At 47.6% G+C, this 12,411-nt stretch carries 11 protein-coding genes and 1 pseudogene; 9 read left to right on the top strand and 3 right to left on the bottom strand.

Annotation, left to right across the window (positions count from 1 at the left end):
* Positions 1-150 precede the first annotated feature (150 nt).
* From P3X63_RS02855 to P3X63_RS02865, 3 genes and pseudogenes are all read left to right on the top strand, one after another.
* A complete protein-coding gene (locus P3X63_RS02855; protein WP_026585950.1) occupies positions 151-2,229 on the top strand; it encodes a BglG family transcription antiterminator in 2,079 nt (692 codons plus the stop codon).
* A gap of 93 nt (positions 2,230-2,322) precedes the next feature.
* Positions 2,323-3,192, top strand: a pseudogene (locus tag P3X63_RS02860) (SDR family oxidoreductase).
* Positions 3,193-3,218: 26 nt separating this feature from the next.
* Positions 3,219-3,713 (top strand): D-lyxose/D-mannose family sugar isomerase, encoded by a 495-nt coding sequence (locus P3X63_RS02865; RefSeq protein ID WP_372708731.1) that lies wholly within the window; start codon positions 3,219-3,221, stop codon positions 3,711-3,713.
* A 16-nt stretch (positions 3,714-3,729) separates the two neighbouring features.
* Here P3X63_RS02865 and P3X63_RS02870 read toward each other — a convergent pair whose 3' ends face one another.
* Positions 3,730-4,107 carry a DUF2283 domain-containing protein gene (locus P3X63_RS02870; RefSeq protein WP_277692447.1) on the bottom strand — a complete coding sequence of 126 codons (378 nt, stop codon included), beginning with the start codon at positions 4,105-4,107 and terminating at the stop codon, positions 3,730-3,732.
* 81 nt (positions 4,108-4,188) lie between these two features.
* Here P3X63_RS02870 and P3X63_RS02875 point away from each other — a divergent pair, with 81 nt between their 5' ends.
* The 3 genes from P3X63_RS02875 (at position 4,189) to P3X63_RS02885 (ending at position 6,986) form a co-directional block, all read left to right on the top strand.
* On the top strand, positions 4,189-4,611 hold the full coding sequence (locus tag P3X63_RS02875) for a pyridoxamine 5'-phosphate oxidase family protein (RefSeq protein ID WP_026585954.1): 423 nt from the start codon (positions 4,189-4,191) through the stop codon (positions 4,609-4,611).
* 439 nt (positions 4,612-5,050) lie between these two features.
* Entirely contained in the window at positions 5,051-5,860 is an 810-nt protein-coding gene (locus P3X63_RS02880; RefSeq protein ID WP_026585955.1) for a lipid II flippase Amj, read from the top strand.
* Between the two features lie 172 nt (positions 5,861-6,032).
* A complete protein-coding gene (locus P3X63_RS02885; protein ID WP_026585956.1) occupies positions 6,033-6,986 on the top strand; it encodes an LCP family protein in 954 nt (317 codons plus the stop codon).
* An 11-nt stretch (positions 6,987-6,997) separates the two neighbouring features.
* Here the strand turns inward: P3X63_RS02885 and P3X63_RS02890 are convergent, their stop codons facing one another.
* Both P3X63_RS02890 and P3X63_RS02895 read right to left on the bottom strand, forming a co-directional pair.
* On the bottom strand, positions 6,998-7,294 hold the full coding sequence (locus P3X63_RS02890; RefSeq protein WP_026585957.1) for a DUF3817 domain-containing protein: 297 nt from the start codon (positions 7,292-7,294) through the stop codon (positions 6,998-7,000).
* Between the two features lie 73 nt (positions 7,295-7,367).
* Entirely contained in the window at positions 7,368-7,778 is a 411-nt protein-coding gene (locus tag P3X63_RS02895) for a carboxymuconolactone decarboxylase family protein (protein WP_026585958.1), read from the bottom strand.
* 112 nt (positions 7,779-7,890) lie between these two features.
* On the opposite strand from P3X63_RS02895, the gene lrpC reads away from it, so the two are divergent.
* The 3 genes from lrpC to P3X63_RS02910 all read left to right on the top strand — a co-directional run bounded on the left by lrpC (position 7,891) and on the right by P3X63_RS02910 (position 12,402).
* On the top strand, positions 7,891-8,325 hold the full coding sequence (gene lrpC, locus P3X63_RS02900) for a transcriptional regulator LrpC (protein WP_026585959.1): 435 nt from the start codon (positions 7,891-7,893) through the stop codon (positions 8,323-8,325).
* A gap of 63 nt (positions 8,326-8,388) precedes the next feature.
* Positions 8,389-10,572, top strand: coding sequence for a DNA topoisomerase III (locus P3X63_RS02905; RefSeq protein WP_277692882.1), 2,184 nt, complete (start codon positions 8,389-8,391; stop codon positions 10,570-10,572).
* 108 nt (positions 10,573-10,680) lie between these two features.
* Positions 10,681-12,402 carry a pyruvate oxidase gene (locus tag P3X63_RS02910; protein WP_277692448.1) on the top strand — a complete coding sequence of 574 codons (1,722 nt, stop codon included), beginning with the start codon at positions 10,681-10,683 and terminating at the stop codon, positions 12,400-12,402.
* The last annotated feature ends 9 nt before the right edge of the window (positions 12,403-12,411 follow it).

A 12,411-nucleotide genomic window follows, 5' to 3' on the forward strand; every position in this document is an offset into this window, starting at 1 on the left:
CTGAAAAAATTTCCACTTATATTTTAGTAAAAAATTAATTAGTTTGAATTGAAGATTTCTTGTAAGCGTTTTATGATAGGGATACCATTTTCAACCGTCGGCACCCCCCTAATCACCCCGCAAAAACGACAACACCGGAGGCGGCGCTTTATGTATATGACAGCAAGGGAACAAAAACTGATTAAATATCTTTTACACCAAAATCGTTATGTCAAAGTCAATGAAATTGCCGACTATATTGAAGTCAGCACAAGGACGGTTCATCGCGAGCTCAAAGCGGTCAAATCCGCTCTGAGCGAGTATCAGCTCCAGCTTGATAAACAGCCTGGAAAAGGCTTGAAGCTGGTGGGAGCTTACCGGAATAAACAGCGGCTTCTCGGCGATCTGTCCAGGGATAACCATGTCGAATACAGCTCTGATGAACGAAAGCTGTTGATTTTGTGCGCGATGCTTGAAGCGGGTGAGCCGATCAAGCTTTATACAATCGCCAATGATTTGCAGGTGACGACAGCGACCATCAGCAATGACCTTGATGAGCTGGAGAATTGGATCGCCCCGTTCGGACTTTCGCTGATCAGAAAAAGAGGCTATGGCATTGAGCTGAGAGGACCTGAAGACGCAAAACGGAAAATCGTCGGAAATCTTATGGCGGACAAACTTGACGTTCAGCAGTTTCTGGAGACGATCGAAATGAATATTAAAGGCAAGAACGAAGCGCCGGAAAAAATATTTGGGGTCGTCAGCAGGGGGAAATTGCTGAAAGCGGAAAAGGTGCTGTTTGAGATGAAAGAAAAGCATGGGCTTTCTCTTTCCGACAGCGCCTATATCGCCCTTGTCGTACACTTGACGTTTGCGATTGAACGAATTCAGCTTGGCGAAGTGATCAATATCAATGACAAAGAATTGGCGGAGCTGAAAAATACAAAAGAATTTGAGCTTGCCCTTGCGATGGCAGACGCGCTCGAAGAAGCGTTTCACGTGAAGATCCCGGAAGCTGAAGCCGGGTATATCACGATGCATTTGCGAAGCGCCAACAAGAGCTTTAAAACGGACTACAGGGCGGAAGATATCGAGCTTGACACCGCTCTCAGGACGAAAAGGCTGATTGATTTCATCTCGCAAAAAACGGGGATGAATTTAACCGGCAACCATTCGCTGTATGAAGGATTAATCGCCCATCTCGAGCCTGCGATCATCCGCATTAAAGAAAAAATGTCGGTGCACAACCCTTTAACAGAGCAGGTGAAAAAAGATTATTTTCTCTTGTATATGGCGATTGAAGAGGGTGTCGAAACATTTTTTCCGGAGATTCGTTTTCCTGAGGAAGAAATTGCTTTTATTGTCCTTCATTTTGGGTCAGCCCTTGAAATGAGCAAACAAAAAGTAGATATCAGCGCGCTTGTCATCTGTTCAAGCGGGATCGGCTCATCCAAGATGCTGGCTTCAAGATTGAAAAAAGAGCTTCCTGAAATCGCGTCATTTGACATTTCTTCGCTGATGGAACTGAAAACAAAGAATGCCGAAGCGTACGACATCATTGTCTCAACTGTGCCGATTCCGTATGAAGGGGTCGATTATGTCACCGTCAGCCCGCTGCTTAATGAAGAGGACGTCAAACAAATCAAACACCAATTAACCCGAAAAATTCCGCTGATTTTAAAGAAAAAAAGATCGGAAACAAAACAGTCCGAACCGTTTCCCGATATGCTTGATATCGCTCGGAAAATCAGCCGTTATGCAGCGGTGATTCAAGATGTTTTATCCCATTTTACGGTTGACGTGTACAAGAATGATACAAGTCACGAACAGACGGTGAGACGCATCTGCGGGATGCTGGAAGAGCAAGGATTGATCACCGACAGCCGGCAAGTGGCTGAAGGGCTTTTAAAACGTGAAGCACAAGGAGGTCTGGGAATACCGGGTACATCCTTCGCACTGTTTCATTTAAAAAGCGAAGCGGCCGCCGTGCCGCTATTCAAAACCGTTGACCTCTCGGCACCGCATGAGATCAGAGGAATGGACGGAAGCGTCATGCAGATGTCGCGAATGCTGATCATGCTGGCCCCGGCCGGAATTTCTCCAGAAGGAGCCGAACTGTTAAGTCTGATCAGCTCATCGATTATTGAAAGCGATGAAAGCCTGCGTGCATACCAGACGGGTGACGCAGATGAGCTTTACAGCAGGCTGAACATGTTATTTCACAAATTCATCCAAAACAAAGAATGGTGAAAAGGCCCCGGAGCATCCTCCGGGGCTTTGCGTGTTTAAACAGACCAATCGGCGGCTAAAAGGAAAGTAATATAACAAAAGGGAGGAATTAAAATGGATCTACGCCATCGGCAAACAAACGGACAGCCGGCACAAACGCAAGACCGCCAGCCCGGTGTGGAAAGCGTCATGGATCCGCGTCCGATCTATGAGGTTGAAAACCATAAAGGCACGGATAAGCTGAAAGGGAAAGTCGCGCTTATCACAGGCGGTGACAGCGGAATCGGCAGAGCCGTCGCCGTTGCTTATGCCAAAGAAGGCGCAGATATCTCAATCGTTTACCTGAACGAACATGAAGACGCACAGGAAACGAAAGCCCTTGTTGAAAAAGAGGGCGCCAAATGTCTCTTGCTTCCCGGTGATGCCGGGGATGAAGCGTTCTGCATTGATGCCGTTGAACAGACTGTCAAGAAATTAGGAAGGCTTGACATTCTGGTCAACAATGCCGCAGAACAGCATCCTAAAGACGGAATTAAAGACATTTCCAGCGAGCAGCTTGAGAGAACATTTAAAACCAATTTCTTTTCCTATTTCTACTTCACAAAAAAAGCGATCGATTATTTGGAACCTGGCAGTGTGATCATTAATACCACCTCAATCAATCCTTACCGGGGCAATCCAGAACTGATTGATTATACAGCGACAAAAGGAGCGATCAATGCCTTCACACGGTCGATGTCCCAGGCGCTTGTCGGAGACGGGATCCGCGTCAATGCGGTAGCGCCGGGACCGATTTGGACGCCGCTGATTCCATCAACGTTCTCCGCCGATAAAGTCGCTGCATTCGGAACAGACACGCCAATGGGCCGTCCGGGACAGCCGGCCGAACTTGTCGGCTGCTAAGTGCTTCTCGCATCAGACGAATCATCTTATATGACTGGACAGACCCTTCATGTCAATGGCGGAGACTTTATTACGACGTAAGAGGAGGAAACAGCGCAGTGAAGGTGATGAAGGAAGATGTCGTACAATACTATCAAAAAGCGGGGATCATGCTGTCCGAGGATGAAAAAAACAGCATTCAAATCATGGACTACGGCTTAAATAAACTGAACAAGCTCGGCCTTCAGCTCATCGTTTACGTCAATACAGACCGCTATTGTGCCAAAGAGCTTGTTTTGTTCCCCGGCCAGACTTGCCCTGAACACCGTCATCCTCCTGTCAATGGAGAAAAGGGAAAAGAAGAAACATTGAGATGCCGGTATGGAAAGGTCTATTTGTATGTGGAAGGAGAAACAACAGACATACCCGCCGTCCTGCCGCCCATTGAGGATCGGGAGCATTTCACCGTCTGGCGTGAAATCCGACTGTCTCCCGGCGAACAATACACCATTCCGCCAAACACAAAGCATTGGTTCAAAGCCGGCTGTGAGGGCGCGGTGATGAGTGAGTTTTCTTCTACAAGCACAGATGACCACGATATGTTTACGGATCCAAGAATTTAGCGAATGGGAGCAGCTCTCATTCGCTTTTTTCTCTTTCAATATCAAAACCGATGAAATGCCGAAATTCGTCATCAGCAAAATAAAAACGAATCCCGTTCATTTGCAGCATGTTTACTGCCTTTAAACCGTTCGCCCGAAAGCGATAGATGGATCTGTCTGCCAAGGATGCGACTTCAAGCTTGCGCTTCCTACCGGTTAAGCTTCCAAGCCGGGCGACATCAGGTGCGGCTTTTCCCGTAAATTCAATGCCGATGATCCGGTTGTCGCGATCAAGATCAGCCATCAATGGCGAATCTCCGATATCTTCAGTTGTGACGGGGGCGGTCTGCTTTTCCGTCAGGGAAATATAGCCCATATCAGCTTCAGCATCAAATGCAATTAAAATATTCATCATGACACCACCTCATTCCATTGTTTAATATACCGGACATTGTGGAAAAGTAACAGTGGACTCGATGAAAAGGAGGAACTTAAAATGGATCAGCAGCAGATCAAACAAAAGGTGCTCGATATTCTCGATCATCATAAGATCGGTACGCTTGCCACGGTTGAACAGGGGAAGCCCAATTCCCGCTATATGACGTTCTTCCACGACGGAATGACACTCTACACGCCGACAAGCGATGAAACACACAAAGCCGAAGAGATCGACAACAATCCGAATGTCCATGTGCTTTTAGGCTATGACGGAGAAGGCTTCGGCGACGCTTATCTGGAAATCAAGGGGACGGCCGAGCTGAACCACTCAAAAGAATTAAAGGATCAAATCTGGGATGAACGACTTGAGCGCTGGTTTGACGGAAAAGACGATCCAAACCTGACCGTGCTTGAAATCCATCCTTCGGAAATCAGGCTGATGAACGGAGGGGAAAGCACTCCGGTGACCCTTGATTTATAGCACAGTTTGTCATTTGGATCATTCTGTAGTATAATACAACACAGGAACACGCTAAGAGCAAATAATGGAAAGTAAACTTCTTTTTTCTTTCTTAGAAGATGCTTGTTTTCTTCCTCTGACCGCCCCTAACACAGGCTAGAGGGAAAAAAGACTTTTTGTTTCACAATTCACACTGGCGCGGCTTCGGAGCCGCAAGGACGATTGAGAGGTAGGGCTTTCGTTGTCTTGGTTTCAGAAATTCCATGGTGTTTACTTTCACTCGGAACGATAGATGCTGATCTTCCGCAGTTTTAGCGGACTTTTGAATATAAATATTTGCTCGAATAAAAAGACTAAATGAAATGGAAAACCGCTTTGGCGCATGCTGAAGCGGTTTTTTAAATTTCCGAAACCTTTCCTCGCAGTAAGAAGTCTAATCAATAGACTGGAGGACAGGAATATGGATGTTTTAACTTCAAAAGTACTCTTGATTTTTTGTTTTTTATTGCTCATACACTCTATTGAAACATTGGCTTATGCGGCCCGGCTGTCCGGCGCCAGAGTCGGGTTTATCGCTTCGGCTCTGTCCTTGTTTAATGTGATGGTGATCGTCTCGAGAATGTCCAATATGATTCAGCAGCCTGTGACGGGGAAGCTCGTTGATATGGCAGGCGCGGATGCACTCTCACTCGTGGGAAAGCAGTTTCGGTTTTTAATCTTCGGCTCAACCGTCGGGACCATCTGCGGAATGCTCCTCTTGCCGACATTCATCGCCGTTTTTTCGCGGGCGATCATTCATTTGGCCGGTAAGGACGGTTCTGTTTTGCACGTGTTTCGCAAGGCGTTTTCGAAAAGCAGCCTGAAAAATATGAGGCGCTATTTGAAAAGGCCGACTATACAATATGCAAAAGGCTTTCAGTTTCGCTTCATCCCAAAACGGCTGTTCGTTTTAAACATGGTGATCACGGCCATTTACACGATCGGTGTGCTGGCCGCCTTATACGCCGGTGTTCTCGTTCCGGAACGGCACACAACGGCAGTGATGGCATCAGGACTTGTCAATGGAATCGCAACGATGCTGTTGGCGCTGTTTGTCGATCCGAAGGTTTCCGTGCTGGCCGATGATGTGGCCAAAGGGAAGCGGAGCTATGTTTATTTGAAATGGGCCTCTGTCACAATGGCCGTATCCAGGGTAACCGGCACGGTTCTTGCGCAAATTTTGTTTATACCGGCATCTTACTATATCGCATGGATGACCAAATGGATGTAGGTGTTATTTGACGAAATGATCAAAAAGCGAATGATATTATTTCGTTTTGTAAGATAAAGAAGAATGAAGTATAATTTTACGGATGGTGAATACCTTTACAGCTTTCTTTTATTAATTGTCGACTATGTCATCCTGTGGTAGTCTATTTGGGGCGGTGATAATAGTGGATAATGTGAAAAGAGTAAGAGTAAAGGTAAAAAAGAAGAAGAAAAAACGGCGGAAAATCATCAAACGGCTGTTGCTATTCATCGTACTGCTTATCATTGCTGTTACAGGATACAGCATCTACGAATACCGACAAGGTTTATCAGAGTCAGACGGAAGCTTTAAAAACGATGGTCAGTTCGAGTTCAACGGGGAAGGCTCGGATTTGGATGAAGTGAACGTCCTCGTACTCGGAATCGATTCCAGGGGGGAAGAGCATTCAAGATCGGATTCGATGATGGTCATTCATTACGATAAAAAACAAAAGCAGCCTAAATTGATCTCGATCATGAGGGACAGCTATGTCGATATACCGGGGCATGAAAAGCAAAAAATCAATGCAGCATATGCTTTCGGCGGCCCTGAGCTTGTCCGTCAAACACTGAAGGAAAATTTCGGTTTGAACATCAATTACTATGCCGTACTCGATTTTAAAGGGTTTGCCAAAGTCGTCGATGCGATTGCCCCCGATGGCATTGAAGTCAATGTGCCGAAAAGGATGTCTTACGGAATCGGCATGACATTGGAACCGGGAAAGCAGGTTCTTCACGGTGACAAACTGCTCGGATATGTCCGGTTTAGACATGACAGAGAAAGCGACTTTGGACGGGTAAGAAGGCAACAGGAGGTCTTTGGAAAGCTGGAGAAAGAAGCGGTGAATATCGGAAATGTCGCGCGGCTTCCGAAGGTGTTGGGCCTCGTCGACCCGTATGTCGAGACAAACCTTCCGAACGGCGTCATATTTTCAGTCGGTAAAGACTTCTTTTTAGGAGAAACAAAAGAAACGAAAAGCTTCAGGCTGCCTGTTGACGGCTCATATACAAATCTAAGAGATCCAAAATACGGAGATGTGTTGGATTTGGATCTGGAAAAAAATAAAGAAGCACTGCAACAATTTCTTGACGAGGGATCCGCCGAATAACACGGCGGATCTTATTTTTGAGCATATTTTTTCAAACCCCGGTCATAAAGAAAGTTTCCGAACGGAACAAAAGCGACGAGCAGACCCGCGGCAGGCCATTTCAGCGACCACCTCAAGGCGAATGTCACATATAACAGAACGAGCAGATAGATGATAAACAATCCGCCGTGAAGCGATCCGACGATTGTGACGGCCATCGGATAACCCGCCCAGTATTTCAGAGGCATGGCGACAAAAAGCAGGATTAAGAGTGACATGCCTTCAATAAACCCCATCGTTCGAAGGCGGCCAATCGGTGTTTGCAGCATGAGATACCCTCCCTGTTCTAATCTTACCTCTATAATATAGACTAAATGTATACAATTAGAACAGGCCCCGCGTTTATTTTTGTGCCGGAATTTTCATTAAAGCCCCGAAATATTGCTGTGCCGTCGTAAAGCAAATAAATGCTGTAAGCTCTGCGATTTCTTCATCAGAGAACATCTCTTTCAGCACGTCAAACTGCCTGTCGCCGATTCGGTCTCTTTCTGACAGAAACACTTCCGCAAAGCCCATGGCAAGGCTGGTTTTTTCAAGATTGGAAGCTTCAGGCTTGCCCTTAGCCTTGCAATATTCACAGCCGTTGCCCTGTGCCAGCACTCGGCGTACCTGTTCCTTCAGCTCCTTTGATAACAAACCGTCTCCGGAAAGTTCGTCCGCCAATGCCGTCCAGGCTGAAAGAACCGATTCGGAATGCCCTAAAAGTCTTTGAAACGGAGTCTCTCCCCTTGATGAAGGAATAATTCTTGTCATATCTTGATCACCTCTCCATAATAGTATCTAACTCACCCTTCAATAGGAATTTCATTCGTAAAGATATATCGATCAATGTTTTATAAATGATACGAAAAAGGGGGACATGACTTTGCAAATGGATGAGATCGATTACAAAATCATCGAAGAATTGAAAAAAGACAGCCGCTCGTCGATGAGGGAGCTCGGGAGGAAGATCAATCTTTCCGCTCCGGCGGTAACGGAAAGGGTCAGACGTCTTGAAGCATTCGGCATCATTAAAAAGTACACATTGGCTATCGATTATCAGAAAGTCGGACTTCCGGTCTCCTGCATCATTGAAGCGACGGTTAAAAACGGGGAGTATGAAAGGTTTAAAACCTACATCGAACGTCTGCCGAACATCGAATTTTGCTACCGGATCGCGGGAGCGGCCTGCTATATGCTGAAAATAAACGCCGAAAGCCTGGCGCAAATCGAAGCGTTTATCAATCAAACGTCCCCTTACGCTCAGACGGTGACACATGTCATTTTTTCAGAAATCAAAACGAAAGACTTTGAACGTTAGAGATGAATCCTTTCCATCTGTTATAATAAAAGGATGGATGAATAAGAAAGAGATGTGATGGACTTGGCAAAAACAGTCGTTTTAGCAGAAAAACCTTCAGTCGGCCGGGATTTGGCCCGCGTGCTGAAGTGTCATAAAAAGGGAAATGGATATCTTGAAGGAGACCGCTACATCGTGACATGGGCGCTCGGCCACTTGGTCACATTGGCGGACCCGGAAGGCTATGGAAAAGAGTATCAGTCATGGCGCCTTGAAGACCTGCCGATTATTCCTGAGCCATTAAAGCTCGTCGTCATCAAAAAGACAGGGAAGCAATTTCAGGCGGTCAAATCACAGCTGATCAGAAAAGATGTCAAAGACATCGTCATCGCCACAGATGCAGGACGGGAAGGCGAGCTTGTCGCCCGCTGGATCATCGACAAGGCAAAGGTCACCAAGCCCTTGAAACGCTTGTGGATTTCATCTGTCACAGACAAAGCGATCAAAGACGGATTTAAAAACTTAAAGAACGGCAAAGAATTTGAAAACTTGTATCATTCCGCCGTGGCAAGAGCCGAAGCTGACTGGATCGTCGGCATCAACGCGACAAGGGCGCTGACGACGAAATTCAATGCCCAGCTTTCCTGCGGCCGCGTGCAGACGCCGACACTGGCAATGATCGCCAAACGTGAGGAAGACATTAAAAACTTTAAGCCTGTTCCTTACTATGGCCTGCGCGCCGCAGTTGACGGCATGACGCTGACATGGCAGGACAAAAAAACAAAGCAGACCCGCACCTTCAATGCATCTGTGACCTCTCAGCTTGCAAAAGCTCTGCAAGGCAAACCGGCGGTCATTTCTGATTTGAAGAAAACGGCGAAAAAAAGCTTTGCACCCGGTCTCTATGATTTAACAGAATTGCAAAGGGACGCCCATAAACGCTTCGGCTTCTCCGCGAAAGAAACACTGTCCGTCTTACAAAAGCTCTATGAGCAGCACAAGCTTGTCACATACCCGCGGACGGATTCACGATTTCTTTCAAACGACATCGTTCCGACGCTGAAAGACCGGTTGGAAGGGATGCAGGTCAAGCCTTATGCCCAGCATGTCAACCGGATTTTGCAGCGCGGGATCAAAGCGGGCAAAAACTTTGTCAATGATGCGAAAGTATCCGACCACCACGCGATTATTCCAACGGAAGAGCCGCTTTCGCTCGGCGCTTTAAGCGATAAGGAGAGAAAGCTGTACGACTTGATTGCCAAGCGTTTTCTGTCCGTTTTGCTGCCTCCGTTTGAATATGAAGAAACAAAGGTGTTTGCCGAAATCGGCGGCGAAACCTTTACGGCAAAAGGAAAAACCGTTCAGTCCCAAGGCTGGAAAGCGGTGTATGACTATGCCGATGATGAGGACGATGAGGAAGAAAAGGATCAAACCCTTCCCAAGCTTGCAAAAGGCGACAAGCTGCCCGTCCGTGCTCTGACAGAAACCAAAGGGGAAACGAAGCCGCCTGCGCGCTTTAATGAAGGAACATTGCTGTCGGCGATGGAAAATCCGTCCGCATTTATGCAAGGGGAAGAAAAGAACCTTGTGAAAACGCTTGGCGAGACGGGCGGACTCGGGACGGTCGCGACCCGCGCCGACATTATCGAAAAGCTGTTCAACACATTTTTGATCGAGAAAAAAGGAAAAGATATTTATATCACTTCAAAAGGCAAACAGCTCCTTGAACTTGTCCCAAGCGATTTAAAATCGCCGGCGCTGACCGCGGAGTGGGAGCAGAAGCTGTCAGGCATAGCAAAAGGCAAGCTGAAATCGGCCGCCTTCATCAAGGAAATGAAGGAGTATACGAAGCAGACGATCAAGGAAATCAAAAGCAGCAATCAAACATTCAAGCATGATAACATCACAGGCACGCACTGCCCAGAATGCGGAAAACTGATGCTGAAAGTAAACGGCAAGCGCGGCACAATGCTCGTCTGTCAGGACAGGGAATGCGGCCACCGCAAAACGGTCGCCAAACAAACGAACGCCCGCTGTCCGGTCTGCCATAAACGGATGGAGCTGCGCGGCCACGGAGAAGGCCAGACCTTCGCCTGCGTCTGCGGCCACAGAGAAAAGCTCTCTGTTTTTGAAAAGCGCAGAGCAAAAGACAAAAACTCAAAAGCGTCCAAACGCGACGTACATGCCTACATGAAAAAGCAAAACAAGGATGAGCCGGTCAACAACGCGCTCGCCGAACAGCTGAAGAAGCTGAAGCTTGATCAATAACAAAGCTTGCAGAGCCTGCCTCTGCAAGCTTTTTTTCTAGCGGGTACGCCGCAAAACGTTTCAGCAAAAATGGGAGGTGGTAAGGAAAGAAACAAAGGAGGACGTAGTATGGCAAACAAAACCGCAGGAAAAATAGCAGCAGAGCTGTTGAAAGAATGGAATATCCATCATGTATACGGCATGCCGGGAGACAGCATCAATGTATGGATCGATGATTTGCGGCATGAAGAAAGCAATATTCGCTTTATTCAAGTGCGCCATGAGGAAACCGCGGCTCTCGCTGCTGCGGCTGAGGCGAAATTAACCGGCAAAATCGGTGTCTGCCTGTCGATTGCAGGGCCGGGCGCCGTTCATTTGCTGAACGGGCTGTACGATGCGAAAGCCGATGGCGCACCTGTGCTGGCGATTACGGGACAGGTGTCTTCGAATCAGATTGGCAGGGATTATTTTCAGGAGATCGGTCTTGAGAGACTGTTTGAGGATGTATCTGTCTTCAATCAGCAGGTCCATTCGGCAGAGGCGCTTCCGGATCTTCTCAATCAGGCGATCCGCACCGCATACAGCCAAAAAGGGCCCGCCGTTCTATCCGTCTCCGATGATGTGTTTGCCGAAAGAGTCGAGCGAAAGCCGGTGTATACATCAGCGCTCTATATCGACGGCGACCTTCGCCCGAAGCAAAGTCAGCTACTGCAATGCGCCCAATTGATCAATGAGGCGAAAAAGCCGGTGATTTTGGCCGGAAGAGGAATGAAAGCGGCGAGGGAGGAACTGCTGGCGTTTGCAGATAAAGCGGCCGCTCCAATCATCATCACGCTTCCGGCAAAAGGGATTGTTCCCGACCGGCATCCGCATATGCTCGGAAATCTCGGGCACATCGGGACAAAGCCCGCATATGAAGCGATGGAGGAATGCGACCTCTTGATCATGCTGGGGACTTCGTTTCCTTACCGCGATTATCTGCCGGAGGGTGCAGCGGCTGTTCAGCTCGACAACAATCCTGCAAAAATCGGCAAGCGGTATCCGGTAAAAGCGGCCCTTGTCTGTGATGCCAAGCTTGGGCTCGCTGAACTGACGAGAACAATCGAACGAAAAACGAACCGTTCATTCTTAGAAAGCTGTACAGAACATATGAACAAATGGCGGCAGCAATTAGAAAAAGACGAACAAGTGGCGACATCACCGCTGAAGCCGCAGCAGGTGATCGCAAGGCTTGAAGATGCAGTCGCAGATGATGCGGTGCTGTCGGTTGACGTCGGGAATGTGACGGTATGGATGGCCCGCCATTTTCAAATGACGGGTCAGGAGTTTCTGATTTCAAGCTGGCTCGGTACGATGGGCTGCGGTTTACCCGGCGCGATTTCCGCCAAGCTGTCGCACCCCGGGCGCCAGGTGGTGGCCGTTTGCGGAGATGGCGGCTTCAGCATGTCGATGCACGATTTTCCGACCGCTGTCAAATACGACCTTCCGCTTGTCGTCGTCATATTCAATAATCAAAACTTGGGGATGATTCAATATGAACAGCAGGAAAAGGGGCATCTTGAATATGCGACAGATCTCGAAAACATCGATTTCGCCAAATTTGCCGAAGCCTGCGGCGGGAAAGGCTTCAGTGTGGTCAAGCATGAAGAGCTCATCCCGGCGTTGAAAAGCGCTTTTGCCTCACAAAAACCGGCCATTATTGATGTGACGATCGAAGACGAGCCGCCGCTTCCCGGAAAGATATCCTATACACAAGCGGCGAACTACAGCAAATATATGGTGAAGAAATTCTTTGGAAAAAAAGAACTGGACTTGCCTCCGCTAAAGAAAAGTATAAAAAGGTTATTTTAATGATTTTGC

It is taken from the genome of Bacillus sp. HSf4 (assembly GCF_029537375.1).
Taxonomy (GTDB): domain Bacteria; phylum Bacillota; class Bacilli; order Bacillales; family Bacillaceae; genus Bacillus; species Bacillus sonorensis_A.

Bases quoted from the DNA above. Each gene is read 5' to 3' on its own strand.
- P3X63_RS02875 (WP_026585954.1), top strand. From the start codon at position 4,189: ATGGATCAGCAGCAGATCAAACAAAAGGTGCTCGATATTCTCGATCAT.
- P3X63_RS02895 (WP_026585958.1), bottom strand. From the start codon at position 7,778: ATGACAAGAATTATTCCTTCATCAAGGGGAGAGACTCCGTTTCAAAGA.
- P3X63_RS02870 (WP_277692447.1), bottom strand. From the start codon at position 4,107: ATGATGAATATTTTAATTGCATTTGATGCTGAAGCTGATATGGGCTAT.
- P3X63_RS02910 (WP_277692448.1), top strand. From the start codon at position 10,681: ATGGCAAACAAAACCGCAGGAAAAATAGCAGCAGAGCTGTTGAAAGAA.
- P3X63_RS02880 (WP_026585955.1), top strand. From the start codon at position 5,051: ATGGATGTTTTAACTTCAAAAGTACTCTTGATTTTTTGTTTTTTATTG.
- P3X63_RS02865 (WP_372708731.1), top strand. From the start codon at position 3,219: ATGAAGGAAGATGTCGTACAATACTATCAAAAAGCGGGGATCATGCTG.
- P3X63_RS02890 (WP_026585957.1), bottom strand. From the start codon at position 7,294: ATGCTGCAAACACCGATTGGCCGCCTTCGAACGATGGGGTTTATTGAA.
- P3X63_RS02855 (WP_026585950.1), top strand. From the start codon at position 151: ATGTATATGACAGCAAGGGAACAAAAACTGATTAAATATCTTTTACAC.